General features: G+C 38.6%; 20 protein-coding genes. 16 read left to right on the forward strand and 4 right to left on the reverse strand.

Annotation, left to right across the window (positions count from 1 at the left end):
- Window positions 1–3 precede the first annotated feature (3 nt).
- Window positions 4–156 (reverse strand): CDIF630_02480 family spore surface protein, encoded by a 153-nt coding sequence (locus tag JOC49_RS03850; protein WP_204662563.1) that lies wholly within the window; start codon window positions 154–156, stop codon window positions 4–6.
- 60 nt (window positions 157–216) lie between these two features.
- The gene (locus JOC49_RS03855) at window positions 217–903 is read right to left on the reverse strand and encodes a coenzyme F420-0:L-glutamate ligase (RefSeq protein WP_204662567.1); all 687 of its coding nucleotides are present in this window, start codon (window positions 901–903) and stop codon (window positions 217–219) included.
- Window positions 904–1,005: 102 nt separating this feature from the next.
- On the opposite strand from JOC49_RS03855, the gene JOC49_RS03860 reads away from it, so the two are divergent.
- The 6 genes from JOC49_RS03860 (at window position 1,006) to JOC49_RS03885 (ending at window position 5,653) form a co-directional block, all read left to right on the forward strand.
- A complete protein-coding gene (locus JOC49_RS03860) occupies window positions 1,006–1,758 on the forward strand; it encodes a pseudouridine synthase (RefSeq protein ID WP_204662569.1) in 753 nt (250 codons plus the stop codon).
- On the forward strand, window positions 1,739–2,623 hold the full coding sequence (locus JOC49_RS03865) for a DMT family transporter (protein ID WP_204662571.1): 885 nt from the start codon (window positions 1,739–1,741) through the stop codon (window positions 2,621–2,623). The genes JOC49_RS03860 and JOC49_RS03865 overlap by 20 nt, the downstream gene beginning before the upstream one ends.
- 82 nt (window positions 2,624–2,705) lie before the next feature.
- The gene (locus tag JOC49_RS03870; RefSeq protein WP_204662573.1) at window positions 2,706–3,686 is read left to right on the forward strand and encodes a metal ABC transporter solute-binding protein, Zn/Mn family; all 981 of its coding nucleotides are present in this window, start codon (window positions 2,706–2,708) and stop codon (window positions 3,684–3,686) included.
- Complete coding sequence (locus JOC49_RS03875; RefSeq protein ID WP_204662575.1) at window positions 3,679–4,401, forward strand: metal ABC transporter ATP-binding protein; 723 nt, start codon at window positions 3,679–3,681, stop codon at window positions 4,399–4,401. The genes JOC49_RS03870 and JOC49_RS03875 overlap by 8 nt, the downstream gene beginning before the upstream one ends.
- Window positions 4,385–5,212, forward strand: a complete 828-nt coding sequence (locus JOC49_RS03880; protein WP_204662577.1) for a metal ABC transporter permease — start codon at window positions 4,385–4,387, stop codon at window positions 5,210–5,212. The genes JOC49_RS03875 and JOC49_RS03880 overlap by 17 nt, the downstream gene beginning before the upstream one ends.
- A gap of 15 nt (window positions 5,213–5,227) precedes the next feature.
- Window positions 5,228–5,653: a Fur family transcriptional regulator gene (locus tag JOC49_RS03885; protein WP_204662579.1), complete on the forward strand. Its 426-nt coding sequence runs from the start codon at window positions 5,228–5,230 to the stop codon at window positions 5,651–5,653.
- A gap of 60 nt (window positions 5,654–5,713) precedes the next feature.
- Here JOC49_RS03885 and JOC49_RS03890 read toward each other — a convergent pair whose 3' ends face one another.
- The gene (locus JOC49_RS03890; protein WP_204662581.1) at window positions 5,714–7,270 is read right to left on the reverse strand and encodes a CAP-associated domain-containing protein; all 1,557 of its coding nucleotides are present in this window, start codon (window positions 7,268–7,270) and stop codon (window positions 5,714–5,716) included.
- A 144-nt stretch (window positions 7,271–7,414) separates the two neighbouring features.
- On the opposite strand from JOC49_RS03890, the gene JOC49_RS03895 reads away from it, so the two are divergent.
- Window positions 7,415–8,761 carry an MATE family efflux transporter gene (locus JOC49_RS03895; protein ID WP_204662829.1) on the forward strand — a complete coding sequence of 449 codons (1,347 nt, stop codon included), beginning with the start codon at window positions 7,415–7,417 and terminating at the stop codon, window positions 8,759–8,761.
- A gap of 64 nt (window positions 8,762–8,825) precedes the next feature.
- Here JOC49_RS03895 and JOC49_RS03900 read toward each other — a convergent pair whose 3' ends face one another.
- Complete coding sequence (locus JOC49_RS03900; RefSeq protein ID WP_204662583.1) at window positions 8,826–9,833, reverse strand: calcium/sodium antiporter; 1,008 nt, start codon at window positions 9,831–9,833, stop codon at window positions 8,826–8,828.
- Window positions 9,834–10,157: 324 nt separating this feature from the next.
- On the opposite strand from JOC49_RS03900, the gene JOC49_RS03905 reads away from it, so the two are divergent.
- The 9 genes from JOC49_RS03905 (at window position 10,158) to JOC49_RS03945 (ending at window position 17,090) form a co-directional block, all read left to right on the forward strand.
- Entirely contained in the window at window positions 10,158–10,634 is a 477-nt protein-coding gene (locus JOC49_RS03905) for a class I SAM-dependent methyltransferase (RefSeq protein ID WP_204662584.1), read from the forward strand.
- Between the two features lie 66 nt (window positions 10,635–10,700).
- Window positions 10,701–11,387 (forward strand): ABC transporter ATP-binding protein, encoded by a 687-nt coding sequence (locus tag JOC49_RS03910; protein WP_204662585.1) that lies wholly within the window; start codon window positions 10,701–10,703, stop codon window positions 11,385–11,387.
- Complete coding sequence (locus JOC49_RS03915) at window positions 11,384–12,421, forward strand: ABC transporter substrate-binding protein (RefSeq protein ID WP_204662586.1); 1,038 nt, start codon at window positions 11,384–11,386, stop codon at window positions 12,419–12,421. The genes JOC49_RS03910 and JOC49_RS03915 overlap by 4 nt, the downstream gene beginning before the upstream one ends.
- Entirely contained in the window at window positions 12,393–13,163 is a 771-nt protein-coding gene (locus JOC49_RS03920; protein ID WP_204662587.1) for an ABC transporter permease, read from the forward strand. Before JOC49_RS03915 ends, JOC49_RS03920 begins: the two co-directional genes overlap by 29 nt.
- A gap of 9 nt (window positions 13,164–13,172) precedes the next feature.
- The gene (locus JOC49_RS03925) at window positions 13,173–13,577 is read left to right on the forward strand and encodes a hypothetical protein (protein ID WP_204662588.1); all 405 of its coding nucleotides are present in this window, start codon (window positions 13,173–13,175) and stop codon (window positions 13,575–13,577) included.
- Between the two features lie 110 nt (window positions 13,578–13,687).
- The gene (locus JOC49_RS03930) at window positions 13,688–14,827 is read left to right on the forward strand and encodes an acyl-CoA dehydrogenase (RefSeq protein WP_204662590.1); all 1,140 of its coding nucleotides are present in this window, start codon (window positions 13,688–13,690) and stop codon (window positions 14,825–14,827) included.
- Between the two features lie 13 nt (window positions 14,828–14,840).
- Window positions 14,841–15,623: an electron transfer flavoprotein subunit beta/FixA family protein gene (locus tag JOC49_RS03935; protein ID WP_204662592.1), complete on the forward strand. Its 783-nt coding sequence runs from the start codon at window positions 14,841–14,843 to the stop codon at window positions 15,621–15,623.
- Between the two features lie 9 nt (window positions 15,624–15,632).
- Window positions 15,633–16,652 carry an electron transfer flavoprotein subunit alpha/FixB family protein gene (locus JOC49_RS03940; RefSeq protein ID WP_204662595.1) on the forward strand — a complete coding sequence of 340 codons (1,020 nt, stop codon included), beginning with the start codon at window positions 15,633–15,635 and terminating at the stop codon, window positions 16,650–16,652.
- Between the two features lie 105 nt (window positions 16,653–16,757).
- The gene (locus JOC49_RS03945) at window positions 16,758–17,090 is read left to right on the forward strand and encodes a hypothetical protein (RefSeq protein ID WP_204662597.1); all 333 of its coding nucleotides are present in this window, start codon (window positions 16,758–16,760) and stop codon (window positions 17,088–17,090) included.
- Window position 17,091 lies beyond the last annotated feature (1 nt).

Consider the following 17,091-nt stretch of genomic DNA (forward strand, 5'->3'; position numbering starts at 1 on the left):
TTTTTATTTTTCGTTTTCTTCAACCCATTCTTTTGCATCTTCTACGGCAGTTTGGGATGGGATGTTAACTTTACTTTCTTTTTCAAGTGTCTTAGTATCTGCCCAAGCTTCAGTTTTACTAGAACCAAGCTTTTCGACTTTTTGACTTTTATCCATGGAAACACCTCCGATTTAATGATAATTATTATCATTATTACCCGAATGTCTTATGCTTAATCAAATTTTTCGAATTATTCCAATGGGCGTTTGCTCCAAATGTTGACCTAAGGGGTTGTCTATTAGAATTTTTCGAAGTGTACGTCGATTCATACTGTCATGTGATGCACCAAGGATTTTTAGATTATGCGCATCTCTATGAATGATTGCAACTTTTACATCATCATATAATTCGCTTAATTCTACAGCGACAGAGTCCGGCATAAGAGGAGCCATGATAATGTGTGTATTAAATGGGGGAATATCATCAGGAGAAGGTGGGGCAATAGCAATTGCCTTATAACCTGCAATGTCATCAAAAGCATCTTTTTTGCCTAATTTCTCAAGAATCCATCCAGCTGTAAAGGCTCGAATCATTTTTAATCGACCGCACTCATTGACAGCAACTTGCATGGTTTCAGGTGTACATAAACCAGCGCGCTTTCTGAACGTCCGGCAAAGAAACTCAGCCAAGTGTCCTGAATTAATTTTAGAAACAGGGATTGAACGTCCCTGCGTTATCGCCACCACTTTTTCTGCAATACAGATGATATCACCTGGCAATACTAAATCGTGTGTGTATTTTTGAACCACTTCCATCAAATTGTCTTTACGGGTTATCAGATGGGTTTTTACGGGTATCCGCACATAGCATTTGCCATCAACTAAAATGTTTGTGGGGGTGTATTCGAGTTTGGGATTTGTCATGGCATCCTCCAAGTTGTTTGCTCAATCATTTCATTATAGCATTGTTCTTGGTATGGATTCAAATGAAGGTAAGATTTAATATATTAAGGGAGAGTAATCATTTTGAGATTGAACAATTACATCAGTGCTTCTGGATTATGTTCAAGAAGAGAAGCCGATAAATTCATTTTGGAAGGCCGTGTTTTTGTAAATGGTGTAAAGGCAATTTTAGGACAAGATATCAAAGGATCTGATCGTGTTTTGGTAGATGGTCAGCTGGTGGTTCCTGCCCAAAAGCATATTTATTTGATTTTAAATAAACCAGTGGGCATTACTTGTACCACTGAACGCCACATTGAAGGGAACATTATTGATTATATTGGTCATAAGGACCGTATTTTTCCAGTTGGGCGTTTGGATAAGGATTCAGAGGGACTGATTATCTTGACAAGCGATGGTAGTATTGTCAATGCAATTTTAAGAGAAGAAAATAACCATGATAAAAGGTATGTTGTATCTGTAAATAAACCACTTCAGAAAGATTTTACAAAGCGGATGGGCAAAGGGGTTCGTATTTTTAATCCAGTTAAGAAAGAACATGTTGTGACCAAACCTTGCAAAGTCAGAAAACTGTCAGAAAAAACCTTTGAAATCACTTTAAATCAAGGACTCAATAGACAAATTCGCCGAATGTGTGCGGCGCTTGGCTATCAAGTGGTAAAATTGAAGCGGACACGGATTATGCATATTCAATTAGAGGGTCTTAAGGAAGGTGCTTGGCGGTACTTGACGCAAAGTGAGCTTACAGAACTTATGAAATTTGTAAAAAATAATAGGGATAAGGGGAATCGTCATAATGGTGAAACTAGGAGATAAACAAAAGAAATATTTATCTGATTTAAGCCTTTTATTTGTGGCTTTTGTTTGGGGTGGTGGTTTTGTAGCTGTTAAAGATGCGCTTAATACGGTTACACCAATGGTTTTAATGGCACTTAGATTTGTTTTGGCGACGTTAGTACTCTATCTCTTTTTATTTAAATGGATTGGGAAAATTAGCAAGTCGGACTTAAAGCATGGAAGTGTGGTTGGACTTTTGCTGTTTTTGGCGTTTACAGCTCAAACTTTAGGGTTACAATATACAACAGCTTCAAAGCAAGGATTTTTGACGGCAACCTATGTTGTAATGGTCCCCTTTCTATTTTGGGCTTTTTACCGCAAAAGGCCAAAACTCAAAGTTTTTGCTGCCAGTTTTATAACACTTGTTGGAATTGGTTTAATTGGTCTTGATGGTGTTACGTCATTGAACATTGGTGACTATCTAACGCTTATATGTGCCTTATTTTTTGCAGCACATATAATTGCTGTGGAGTACTTTGCGAAAGATATGAATGTTTTTAAGTTGGCTTTTCTACAAATTGCAGTGGCTGCGGTTTTGTTTGTGATTACGGCACTTATAGTGGAGCCAATCCCAAGTCAGTTACCCGGAAGGGCTTGGGTGGCAATTGTATATTTGGCTGTCTTTTCTACATTTTTGTGTTTTACAGTTCAAACAGTTGCACAAAAATATACGGCATCGTCACACGTTTCCATTCTCCTTTCGCTTGAGTCCGTATTTGCAGCACTATTAGGTGTTTTACTTTTAAATGAAGTGATGACACCAATTATGATTATCGGATGTGGCCTTATTTTCGCAGCTATATTGATTATTGAACTGAATGTGTCTAAAAAGAAAGTCGCTTGACAAAAATAGAGAAAGTGCTATAATAAACGCAAATGCAAATCACTTGCATTTGCGTTTATTAAATTTATACGGAGATTAATCTATGAATAAGATAGGACTTTTATTGATAATACTATTGATTAGTATGGGAATCTCAGCATGTGCTGTAGACCAAGAAGAAACACCTGTGGCTTCACCAGAACCACTGAATTCTAATGAAGATACTTTAACTGTTGTTGCTTCTTTATTCCCTCAGTATGATTTTGCCAGACAAGTTATTGGAGATAAGGGTGAGGTGACACTGATTTTACCACCAGGCATCGAACCACACTCATTTGAGCCGACACCTCAAGAAATGGTCTCACTTTATGGATCGGATTTATTCTTGTATACTGGAGATGTTATGGAACCTTGGGCAACGCGATTGGTTGGGGATTACGAAGGTGTCATTGTGGACCTTAGTGAGAATATTGATTTAACCAGTGTTCATGAAGGTCATGTACACGTGCACGAGGATGAACACACACATGAAGATGAACATGCACATATGATGGATCCTCACTACTGGACAGATCCTAATTTTGCAATTGTTATGGTAGAAACCATACGGGATGCAGTGATCCAAATAGATCCTGAAAATCAAACGTTTTATAAGGAAAATGCTGACGTTCTTATACAAGAGTTAACAACCTTGGACGAGGCAATTCGCCATGTGGTTGAAAATTCAAAATCGGATACGATAATATCTGGGGGTCACTTTGCTTTTGGATATTTTGTGGACCGGTATCATTTAAAGCATATTTCGCCTTATGAAGGGTTTTCGCCAGATGCCGAACCTTCGCCTCAGAAGCTTGCACAACTCATTGAAACCATTCGAGAAACTGGTGCAAACGCTCTATTTTTTGAAGAGTTAATTGACCCTAAGATTGCAAAAATAATCGCTGAAGAAGCAGGTGTTGAAATGCTTTTGCTACACGCTGCTCACAATGTAACCAAAGATGAGAAAGATCAGGGTAAGACGTACTTTGACTTTATGTATGAAAACTTAGACCGATTAAAGATAGGACTGGATTATAATGAATAGTTTGATTCGTGCTGAAAATGTAACGGTGCGTTACGGTGAAAATATTGTATTAACAGATGTAAGCTTTGACGTTCAGGCAGGAGATTATATTGGATTGGTTGGCGCTAATGGGTCTGGAAAATCCACACTAATGAAAGCGATTCTAGGCCTGGTCCCAATTGAGAAGGGGAAAATTCAGTACTCAGGTGTTGGAAGAGGCCATACTGGTATCGGCTATTTGCCTCAAGTTGCTGTAACTGGCAATACGCTTTTTCCAGCTGAAGTTAGAGAAATTGTAGGAATTGGGTTACTTGGGGGAAAGAAATTCCCCAAACGCATTACAAAGAATGATGAGCTTGCCATTGAGTCGATTTTGGAAAAACTGGGAATCTTAGGCCTTAAAAATAAAAAAATAGGTGATTTATCAGGTGGGCAGCAACAACGAGTTCTATTGGCGCGGGCAATGGTGAGCAGGCCAAAACTTTTAATTTTGGATGAACCAACCAGTGCGTTAGACCCACGCGTTCGATCAGAATTTTTTGCACTCATTAAGTCCATCAATGAAAATGATGGGACCACTGTCATATTGGTGTCTCACGACTTGTCCAGTATAAAAAGGTATTCTAAAAAAATGATGGTATTGGACCGAGAACTTGTTTATTATGGGTCAAGTGCTGCATTTGATATAAATTTCAGTATGGCGAGGGGGTTGCATCATCATGAACTCAACGATTAATTTAATTCAAGAAGCTTTGTCATATGGCTTTATGCAACGCGCCTTAATTGTTGGCGTTTTAATTGGATTAAGCAGTGCTATGTTGGGAATTTTCTTGGTCCTCAAGAAATTTTCAATGATTGGAGATGGACTTGCCCACGTGAGTTTTGCAACAGTAGCCATTGCACTTTTTTTAGGCGCATCACCACTTTTTGTTTCAATCCCAATTGTCACAGTGAGTTCAATTTTGATTATGAATCTCAATGAAAAAGCCGGTATACATGGGGATGCAGCCATTGGACTTGTTTCTTCATTTTCAGTTGCGCTTGGCGTTCTAATTTCAAGTGTTTCAGGCGGATTCAATGTGGACTTATTCAGTTACTTGTTTGGGAGTATTTTGGCCATTCAAAAGACCGATTTATGGCTTTCCGTTATTTTGGCTATAGGTGTAATCTTCACAGTAATTTTTTATTATAATGATTTATTTGCAATCACCCATGACGAAGCTTTTTCAAGTGTAATTGGGATTCCCACTAAGCGGCGAAATTATTTGATTGCAACTTTGACTTCCGTTACAATTGTATTGGGCATTCGCGTTGTTGGAACCATGTTGATTTCAAGTATGATTATTTTTCCAACAGTATCGGCACTTCAAATTTCAAAGAATTTTAAATCAACAATTATTATAGCGGCTATTATTTCTGTGTTTTCTGTTGTCGTAGGCTTACTAGGGTCCTATGTTTTGAATTTGCCGTCAGGTGCTGCCATTGTCATGATTAATGGTATTATTTTAGGAATTATGATGCTCTATAAAGGCATTGTTCAAAGGTAGAGGAAGGGGGCTCTTATGACATCTGAATCCATGAAGGCGATCTTTAAAAAAGTGGGTATAAAAAACACATCTCAAAGACAAAGCGTTTACTTATATTTGCACGATTCGGAAGAACCTTTAAGTGCAGAACAAATCTATATGGGCATGTCTGACACTGAATCGGTAAATTTATCAACGGTTTATAGGGTGTTGGATTTGTTTGTGAAAAAAGGGTTGGTCTTGAAGTCAAATTTGTCTCTTGAAGATAAAGCAACATATGAGATTAACCATATGGAGCACAGACACCATTTGATTTGTGTTAAATGCAAGGCTGTGGTTCCAATAAAAGGGTGTCCACTGTCTGGATACGAAGTGAAGCTTGCCCAACAAACACAGTATAAGATTCTTGAGCATCACTTGGAAATCTTGGGAATCTGTCCAGAATGTCAGAAAAAAGAATAAAAAATGCCACCTTGGGCCCGTAAGCCTTCAGGTGGCATTTTTAATGGAGGAATCCAAAAATCACTTTGAAAAATAATTTTGTGTGTAATAGATTTCATATGGGCCACCGAAGTAGACGCCAACACCTAAGTTTTCAATATTGCGCAAAAGGTTTTCTCTATGACCAGGTGAGTTAACCCAACCGGCATGTGCAGCAAATGGATTTAAGTACCCAGCTGCAATATTTTCTGCGGCAATGGTAAAGTCAATACCATCGGAAGCAATTCGATCAAAAGGTGAAAAGTTACTTGGGTTGGTATGATCAAAAAACGCACGCTTCGCCATATCTTCACTGTGTTTTCGCGCTGTGGAAGCAATTGTCTCGTTCCATGTCAAAAGGGTTTTGCCATTGGCAACTCTATAGACATTGTTGAGATCAAAGACCTGCTTTTCATAGGCGACTCTTACAGAGTCATTTAGACTGCCATAAAGGCTGTTTGTATTTTTTTCAGTAGCAGCGTCAATAATAAATGTTGAGAACATAGTGGCATTTCCTGTAGGGGATAAGTCAAAATAAGCGGTTAAATAGACATTGTCTTTTAAGAAGACAGCTGATTCTGCATCATTGATCTGAAGGTACTGATCTTTACCCTTGGTAATTACGTCTATTGGATTTCCAAGGGCTGCTGTGAGTTGCATTTTTGAATCGTACATGTCAATGGATACAGATGAATCCAGTTGGTCGGAGGCTGTATAGAGGGCAACTACTATGCCGTTTGAATTAACCCCCACCATAAAATAGTCGAAATAATCTGTATGGTAGACCCACCACTGAAAACCATATGGGCTTAGGTCCTTACGCACAGGCACCCCATAGATTTCTGTCACCAATGAAGCAGCATCCCCTATTTCAATGTCTGCAATGGAAAATGTACTAGAAAGTGTTGAAAAAGGGTGGCTTTCAGAGTAAGTATGGCTCGCATCTACTTGACCAGTTGGTTCAGGATTCTCCATAAGATTGAGCCATCGTTCCAGTACAATAGTTGCTTCAGCTCTTGTGGCTTTCCCTAGAGGTTTAAAAACGCCTTCAGGATAGCCAGTTATTAAACCAAGTGCAACGGATGATATGGTGCTGTCTAAAAATTGTGAACTGGCTGTATTATAATCTGTTAAATGGTCACTGGCTTTAATAAATAAGTCTGAATCAATGGTGTAATCATGGACCATATAAGCCCTGACAACAATATAAGCCATTTCTTCGCGTGTGATTTCAGCCTCGTATACTTCAAAAGCAGAACTTCCAAAAGTGTCAGCGTCAAGATAGCCGGCATCTAGGGCAGCTTTTACATAGGGGGCGCCCCAATATTGATCTGTATTTTCAGTACCAATTTCAATGTTGGATGCCCGAATCATTAAGGCTATAAATTCAATGCGTTTTATTTCATTATCAGGTTTAAAGGACCCATCATCGTACCCTTTTATAATGCCTTGTTCAACCATTTTTTCAATGGAAGCTTCTGCCCAGTGACCTTCAATATCATTTAAAATAGCTGCAAAAGCTGGTAGTGTGGTGAAGACAAGTAATATCATTATAAAAAGCACGATGCTTTTATTTCTTAAAGAAACAGTTATCCGCATAAATACTCCTTTCACAGGTTACCTTATTATTATAGCGCATTTTGCTTACAGGGGTATTACAAAACCATAAACAATCTAAAACAATTGTGGTATAATGGTTGAGATTTAAGTCATGTGAGGTGTGTTGTGATAAAAAGCAAAAAGATGGATTTAACAACAGGGGATATTTTTAAGAGTCTAATTGTTATGGCTTTGCCAATTATGGGAACCAGTTTTGTTCAAATGGCCTATAACTTGACAGATATGTTTTGGATTGGATTTTTAGGGTCAGATGCAGTTGCAGCGGTCGGCATAGCAGGTTTTTTTGTTTGGTTTTCACAGGCCTTCATCATCCTATCAAAAACAGGTACAGAAATAAGGGTTGCACAGACAACAGGGAAAAAAGAAGATCTACAGGCAGAAAAATATGCCCGGAATGGTTTGGCTTTGGTTTGGATTATTGCTGTATTATATGGGCTAGGGATAGTGGTTTTTAGAAATCCTTTAATTGGATTTTTTAATACAGGCGATTCTCATGTAGAATCAATGGCAACTTTATATCTGGCACTTGTGGGCCTGGGGATGATATTTCCATTTTCAAATCAAGTTTTTACAGGGATTTTCAATGGTAGAGGTGACAGTAGGACGCCTTTTCAGTTCAATGTTACGGGCCTTTTGATTAACATTGTATTAGACCCAATATTAATTTTGGGGTTGGGACCATTTCCAAAAATGGGGGTTGCAGGTGCAGCCGTTGCCACAGTTATTGCACAAGGCATTGTATTTGTTCTTTTTGTGTATAATATAAAGTTTAAGCATGCTTTATTTGACCACTTTGTCTTTTTTAAAGGGATTCAAATATCTAGGTTTAAAGAGATTATGAAACTTGGAAGTGCGCCGGCTTTACAGAGTGGGTTTTTCACTTTGATTTCAATGGTAATTGCACGCATTATTGCTGTGTATGGACCTGGTCCAATTGCAACTCAGAAAGTGGGCTCTCAAATTGAATCCATCACTTGGATGACAGCAACGGGTATATCGGTTGCCTTAAGTGCTTTTGTAGGTCAAAACTATGGTGCAGGTCAATATGGACGTGTTGTAAAAGGGTATAGAACAGCCATTAAAATTGCATTTGCACTCGGTATTTTTAATACGTTTATTTTGTTTTTCGGTGCAAAATGGTTGTTTATGATTTTTATTCGGGAGCCAGATGTAATTCCACTTGGCATTGATTATTTAAGAATTCTAGGCTTGTCTCAACTTTTTATGTGTATAGAAATCACAACGACGGGTGCGTTCAATGGCATTGGTCATACTAAGCCAGCAGCACTTATTGGAATTGCCTTTAACATATTGAGGATTCCAATGGCCTTATATTTTAGTCAGATGACTTTTTTAGGGCTCAATGGCATTTGGTGGAGCATCAGTATCAGCAGTTTGTTTAAGGGTGTCATTGTATACGCTATATTTGAAAAATTGATTCGAACCAGACGTGAGTTTGTGACCCGTTAAAAAAAGCCTCTATTTACTTAAACCCGATGAGGGCGTAATGCAAATAGAGGCTTAACTTATAGTCTTAGATATAGTTAAGTGCCAGATAGGCCAAATAGAGGCCTGTTAAAAGGAAGCCTTCTTTTCGGTTAAGGGTATGGCCTTTGTTTAATGTAAAAATTCTAAAGAAGACCAATATAAGCATCATAGCTGGGAAATGCAGGCTATAGAAATTGGATGGTACTGTAATTCCAAGTGGTGTGGCTGCTGCAGAAACCCCAAGCACAAATAAAACGTTTAGTATATCTGCACCAATTATATTTCCAATAGCCAGGTCTCCATGCCCTCTTAAGACTGCTTTTACGCTTGTGGTTAACTCAGGAAGACTGGTACCAAAGGCAACGAGTGTAGCTGCAATAATACTTTGAGGGACGCCAATTCGGATTGCAGAGATTTCAACTGCAGGGATTAAAACTTTAGACGACAGAATAACAACTGCCATACCAAAAGCCATGAAGACCAATTGTTTGATTAAATTCTCATTGGTATGTTCTTGGATTTCAGCATCGATTTCACTAAGTTGTTCTTTTTTAGAGTTTTTAAAGGACCAGTAGAGGTATATGCCTAAAAAGGCAACCATTACGAATCCCATAGACTGTGTGATAACACCTGTGCTTCCGCTTGAAAAAATTGGGAGGGCAAATACAACGAGCAAAGCGCCAGCTGCAAGTTGCAACCAACTTTGAACTCTAACGGCATTGTAATCAATAACGATAGGTCTTAAAATTGCGGCAATACCTACAATTAAACCTGTATCTGCGATAATGGATCCCACAGCATTTCCAAGTGCTAAGTCGGGGTTGCCATTGATTGCGGCCATTACTGAAACAGATACTTCAGGGAGTGTTGTCCCGAGTGATACAATTGTTGCACCGATAACTGCTTTTGGTATCCGCAATTTAGCTGAAATTGCAACAGCTTCATCAATTAAAACATCGGCCCCCTTGCTTAAGGTAAAGAGTGTTCCTGCAATAATAAGAAACAGAACCAGTGTGGGTAGGGGTGTTAAAAAACTCAGAATTAATTCTTCCATAAAAATCTCCTTTTTTTTGGGATCACGGGCATAAAAAAACCCTACAATTCACCCGGAATTGTAGAGTCTCACACGATTTTACAATCATCCAAGCCGGGATGTAAATCCGTTCTGACGACTTGAATTCCCTTATGGGCAGTTACTCCCTCTATCTCATTTCAATTTAGCACATAATTGAAGGTGTGTCAAATAAAAGGTTTAGAGCAATTGTTTAGAAATAGTCAGATAATTATTACCAAATCGTATGACATTCTTAACAAGTCGTTTATTGTATTTCCAACCTTCTTGTGATAATTTTGTTACAAGGATGGGACGGTGTGACATATGACAATTAATGAGATTAAAACAATTAATCCTACAGCTTTTCAAAGTGTAGATCAAATCGTAATATGGCGCGATAGCCATGTCAAAATGGTTATGCCAGATGGAAAAACGCAATCTATTGATTATGTAAACCAAAGATTGGATATTATGCCTGAAAGTATTGACAAAGTAGTAATCCATTGTACACGAGGATTTCTATGGGCACCAGAGGCAGTGATTTATGAAGCCAGAAGGATCTTACGCAGAAATGGGCGTATTTTTTTAACGTTTTATCATGATGAAGAAATAGGGCTTATTTCTAAATGGATTTCAAAAATTCGTTCTAAAAACCAATGGAAAATGGACCATGTGGTGAACATTATCAATGCTTCAGATTTGCTAATTGATAAAAACATAATTATTGAAAATGATTTGATGTATTTTGAAGTGATAAAAATGGAAAATGAAAAACTTGAACGTTATATTTTCAGTTCGTAACCGTGCGCATTGTTGCACGGTTTTTTTTGTGCTACAATGAATTGAAAACCGATTGGAGAGGGTAAGATGCTTGAATTACATCAGATTTCAAAAGCCTATCAGGGGATGCAAGTACTTGAATCACTGAATCTTAGCATTAAAGAAGGTGAAATATATTGTATACTGGGTCCATCTGGCGCAGGAAAATCTACTTTGTTGCATATCCTAGCAGGCATTGTGCATCAAGATTCTGGAAAAATGATTCTAGGCACAAATCGTATAGGGTATGTCTTTCAAGAGGACAGACTTCTGCCTTGGCTTACAGTTGAAGAAAATATATGCCTTGTAAATGAAACGCTTTCATCTGAAGCTTTAAACCATTTATTAAGTGAAATGGATCTTGAATCGGTTAAAAATCAAAAACCAGATGTTTTGAGTGGTGGGATGCGTCAAAGAGTATCTATTGCCAGAGCTTTTGCCATTGAACCAAGTTTATTATTATTGGATGAACCTTTTAAATCCTTGGACTATGCGCTTAAAGCAAAAATAATTGAAACCCTGCTAGGCGTATGGCGTGAACGAAAAATAACAGTGGTTTTTGTAACCCACGATATAGAGGAAGCCTTATGGACGGCGGATCGAATCGCAATACTAGGCAAACATCCTGTTGGACTTAAGGATGTTATAGAAGTAGAACATCCAAGGCGATTGGATGAAAACGAGCAGGTTCAATTTAAGAAAAAATTACAGTTGTATTGGGAGGAAAACTTATGAAAAAAAATTTAGTGATACTTGGTGCGCTGATTGCACTTGTCCTAACGGGTTGCAGTCAAGATACGGTGGTTGAAACAGATGTTTTAGAAACTCAGCCAGCGACTATTGCTGAAAGTACAGAAGTCGAAGAAACGGCCCCACCTTTAGACATTCGAGTGATTACACCAGAAGGTGCCACAACCATTGCCATGCTTAAAATGATTTATGAGCAACCTGAAATGGGCGATAATTTTAAAGTCCACTATGAAAGTATAAACTCCACAGATTTATTAGCATCACAAATTATTGCTGAAGAAGTTGATTTTGCAATTATTCCAACGAACTTGGCAATTAAGTTGTACAACAAGGGAATTCCTTATGAGTTCGTCAGCGTCAATACACACGGAAACCTTTATATGGTCACTTCTGAGGACATATCCACATGGGAAGCGTTAAAGGGTAAAGATGTCTATATGATTGGACAGGGGCTTGTACCGGATTTGATCTTTAGAAGCCTTTTGACAGCCAATGGGTTAGACCCTGAGACGGATTTAAATTTAATTTATTTGGCGGGTACAACAGAAGTGGGCCCAACTTTTATAGCGGGTAAGTCTACAATTACAATTATGCCTGAGCCAGTACTCTCAACGCTAAAAATTAAGGATGTTGAGTATAAGGTGCTTTTTGATCTTCAAGAAGAATATGATAAAATTTCAGGATTTGATGGTGGATTTCCACAATCGGGTTTGGTTGTGAGAAAGGCAATTGCTGAAGCTTATCCAGAATTGGTCGATGCGTTTGAAAAAAATCTTACGGATTCAGGTTTGTGGCTTCACCTAAGCCCTGACATGGCGGCGTCTTATGCAGAACAACTGGAACTTGGAATTCCGACACCTGTTTTTTTAAATGCAATTCCAGGGATGAATATTCGGCATGAAAATGCTTATGAGAATAGAGAAAAAGTTGAACATTTTTTTGAATTGTTGATGCAAGATGCGCCAGAATCCATAGGAGGGAAAATGCCTGATGAAAACTTCTACTACAGAGGTGAATAATCCGCGTGAATCTCATAACAAAAAAATTGGCATCAGTATTTCTACAGGGGTATTGGTTTTAATTTGGCATTTGGGTGCTGTGGCGCTTAATAAGCCGTTTATATTGCCAACCCCTTTGGAAACCTTAAAGGCCGCAGGTATTCTTTTAAAAGATCTAGATTTTTTTAAAGCGTTGGTAGGCACTTTGGGCCGAGTTCTTATTGTGACTTTTATCAGTACTTGTCTGGGGATTCTCATGGGAATGCTCTCGGGCAAGTTTAGGTTTATAGACTATTTACTGGCCCCTTTGATGCTCCTTATAAAAACAATTCCAACGATTGTTCTAATTGTCTATGTTGTCCTTTGGATGTCAGGGTATTGGGCACCTGTTTTTGTAACCGTTCTTATCACCTTTCCTGTAATTTATGGGAATGTGCTTGAAGGCTATCGGAACATAGACAAAAAACTCTTGGAGATGGCACATGTTTTTAGGCTGAGCCGTTTTAAAACACTTTCACAGATTACCATACCTTCAATTAAACCTTATATTCAATCCGGTGTATTAACCATTGCCAGCTTGAGCTTAAAAGTAGTGATTGCATCTGAGGTATTGAGTCAAACCAAGGACTCAATGGGTCGTTCTTTTCAAATTGCTAGAATTAACATAGAAACGCAAACTGTGCTTGCACTTGCACTTGTTACAGTTGGACTTGCCCTTGTACTTGAGTATGTGTCAAGATGGCTTCTTGGCCGGATGAAATAGGAGGCTTTTATGCAACCAACTTCGATAGAGGACTTATATAAATGGCAGAAAATTAAGGCGAAAAAAAATGAAACAGATGAAAAATGTTTTTTAGAAGAGGAACTAAAATTGACGCACTCTGGGATTCGTACACGTGTCATCTTGGCGTCACAAGAAAATGAAATGCAGTTAAAAGTACCGCTTAAAGATTCTAAAGTCGCACAGGATATTATCAGTGGCGAAGTGGTGGAAGTGGTAGATGTCCAAACAGAGACCTATCATGTGTTTGAAAGGGATTTAAGTTTTAAAAATGACCGTTTGTATGAAGACAAATACCACCGCAATGTAAAGAGCAGTTGGCTTAAACCCCTTTTTATTATTGCAATTTTATTGGGCATGCTTCTGGTGGTTTTGAGATTTGTAAATTTTTCGTGACAATATAGGGATTTTATAGTCAATAGAAGAAAAGAGTGTTAAAATATTGACAGAGGGATTGCTATTTTTTTGTGCTTATAAGTTAAATAATTAACAAACGGAGGGCGAAAATGAATTTTATTATGACAGATGAAGATCTCATGATGCGAGATCTGTTTAGACAGTTTACGAAAAATGAAGTGGAACCAATTGCTGCGGAGATTGATGAAGCGGAAGTTTTTCCTTATGAAACTGTTAAAAAAATGGCGAGATTTGGGATGCTGGGCATTCCATTTCCAGAAGCCTATGGTGGTGCAGGTGGAACAGTTCAACAGTATATAAGTTTGGTTGAAGAATTGGGAGTCGCTTGCGGAACGACTTCTGTAGTGGTATCGGCACATACGTCGCTATGTGCAGCACCAATCTATGAGTTTGGAACAGAAGAACAAAAACAAAAATATTTAGTGCCACTTGCAAAAGGTGAGAAACTTGGTGCATTTGGGTTGACCGAGCCTAATGCAGGAACAGATGCTGCGGGGCAACAAACGACAGCAATTAAAGATGGAGACGCTTATGTCTTAAACGGCAGTAAAATTTTCATTACCAATGCTGGTGTAGCTGACGTATATGTGGTTTTTGCTATGACAGATAAAAGTCTTGGTCTCAAAGGGATAACAGCCTTTATTGTAGAATCAGGGTTTGAAGGCTTTAAAATTGGAAAGAAAGAGGCGAAATTAGGTATTAGAGGGTCTAGTACTTGTGAACTTATTTTTGAAGATTGCAGAGTCCCAGAAGAAAACATGCTTGGTGGCGTTGGTAAAGGGTTTAAAATTGCCATGATGACGCTAGATGGCGGACGTATTGGAATTGCAGCTCAGGCTTTGGGAATTGCTCAAGGCGCTCTTAATGAAACGGTCAAATACGTTAAAGAACGTAAGCAATTTGGAAGACCGATTTCAGCGTTCCAAAATACACAATTTGAAATCGCAAATATGAAAACGCAAATTGAAGCGGCTAGAATGCTTGTTTATCATGCTGCCTATTTAAAAGAAAATAAAAAACCTTATTCTCAAGAGGCTGCAATGGCAAAACTAATGGCTTCTGAGGTTGCAATGGAAGTAACAACGAAAGCAGTTCAACTGCATGGTGGCTATGGCTATACGAGAGACTATCCTGTAGAGCGGATGATGCGCGATGCGAAAATTACAGAAATTTATGAAGGCACTAGTGAAGTTCAACGTATGGTCATTGCGGCTGCTGAATTGAAGTAATGGAGGATAAGACATGAAAATAATCGTTTGCATAAAACAAGTACCGGATACCAACGAGGTTAAGTTGGATCCTAAAACAGGAACGTTGATTCGTGAAGGTGTTCCGAGTATTATCAATCCAGATGATAAGGCAGGACTCGAAGCGGCCCTTAGATTGAAGGATGAATTTGGGGCCCATGTAACTGTGCTCACAATGGGACCACCTCAAGCAAAAATGGCGCTAAAAGAAGCATATGCTATGGGGGCTGATCGTGTGATTTTATTGACAGACCGTGTTTTTGCAGGGGCAGATACACTTGCAACTTCAACGGCGCTTGCAGCTGCTATAAAAGAATTAGAGTATGACTTGATTGTTACTGGTCGTCAAGCAATTGATGGAGATACAGCTCAAGTTGGGCCTCAGATTGCTGAACACCTAAAATTACCACAGATTTCATATGTATCTGATTATGAACATATGGGAGATCATGCTGTCGTTAAGCGTAGTTTTGAAGATGGCTATCAGATGATTAAGGTTAAGTATCCATGCCTGATTACAACTTTAAGCGAAATGAATGAAGCACGCTATATGTCTGTAAAAGGAATTTTGGATGCCCACCGCATTTTGGAAGTAGAAACTTGGTCTTTTGAACATATTAATGCTGATGTTTCTAAAATGGGTCTAAAGGGTTCTCCAACAAAAGTGAAAAAGTCATTTACAAAAGGTGCTAAACAAGCGGGAAAAATTGTGGAAGGCACCCCTAAAGAACTGGCAGTCGCTATTGTAGACAAATTAAAAGAGAAATTTATTGTTTAGGAGGGTCTCATGGACATTTCAAATTATAAAGGTGTTTTAGTCTTTGTTGAACAAAGACGTGGCGAAATACAAAATGTATCATTGGAACTACTTGGAAAAGGCCGAAAGATTGCAGATGAACTTGGTGTTTCTTTAATCGCGGCAATTCCAGGGTATAAAATTAATAATTCCAGTAACTTATTGGTGGCATATGGTGCCGATAAAGTGGTTATAATGGACCATGAAGATTTAGAAACCTACACAACAGAACCCTATACACAAGTGATGACCGAGATAATTGAAAGAGAAAAACCTGAAGTTGTCTTGTTTGGAGCAACTTCTATTGGAAGAGACTTGGCACCACGCGTGTCAGCGCGACTGGGAACGGGCTTAACGGCAGATTGTACATCACTTGACATATCAGAAGACAGACTCCTTATGATGACGCGACCAGCTTTTGGTGGTAATATTATGGCGACAATAGTCTGTCCAGACCATAGACCACAAATGTCCACAGTGCGTCCAGGTGTTATGACAAAAATGGAACGTGACCCATCACGAACAGGGGATGTGGTTCAAATGCCTGTATCGCTTGAAAAGAATCCAATGTGTGTAGAAGTCCTTAAGTTTGAGCAAGTTATGGAAGCAAAACAGGATATTCAAGATGCAAAAATTTTAGTGTCAGGTGGGCGTGGCATTGGCTCAAAAGAGAATTTTGAAGTACTCTACGACTTATCTGATACAATTGGTGGTATGGTTTCGGCATCAAGAGCCGCTGTTGATAGTGGCTGGTTGGATCCGTCGCATCAAGTTGGACAAACAGGCAAAACTGTAAGACCCGATCTTTATTTTGCATGTGGTATATCTGGCGCAATTCAACACGTTGCGGGTATGGAAGAAGCAGAACTCATTATTGCCATTAACAAAGATAAAGGATCAAAAATATTTGAAGTCGCTGACCTTGGTGTGGTAGGTGATGTTCACAAGATATTACCGCTTGTAACTGAAGAAATTAAAAAGATTAATGCCTCAAAAAAAGTAACAGACTAGAAAATCAAATGTATTCTTACCAAATTCTAATCTGTGACTAACGCGTTTTACACGTTATAAAGGTATGATAGAGTCATAAATCACACAGATGAGTTGGAGGTAATTATGATATTTGCTATCGCTGTAATGGGGCTAGTGGCACTATTCTTGCACAATAGAGGGTATTCTTTTGAAAAAATGATTCCATTTTTATTGATTGCAGGTGCAGTTGCTTTCTTTATTCCTATTGGAAGTATCTTGGCAGTTCCGTTTAAAATCATTGGGGGCATATTGGGTGGCCTTGGCGGTTTGATTGGTGGTATTGTCGGATTGGTTGTAGGCTTGGTTGGTGGCATTATTGGCCTTGTCTTTGGTGCAATTGGAGTTGCTTTTGGATTGGTGACACTTCTAGGCATACCACTCTTAATTGTATTTGTAATTTATAAAATTGTCACATAAT

Source organism: Fusibacter tunisiensis (assembly GCF_016908355.1).
GTDB classification, from domain to species: domain Bacteria; phylum Bacillota; class Clostridia; order Peptostreptococcales; family Acidaminobacteraceae; genus Fusibacter_D; species Fusibacter_D tunisiensis.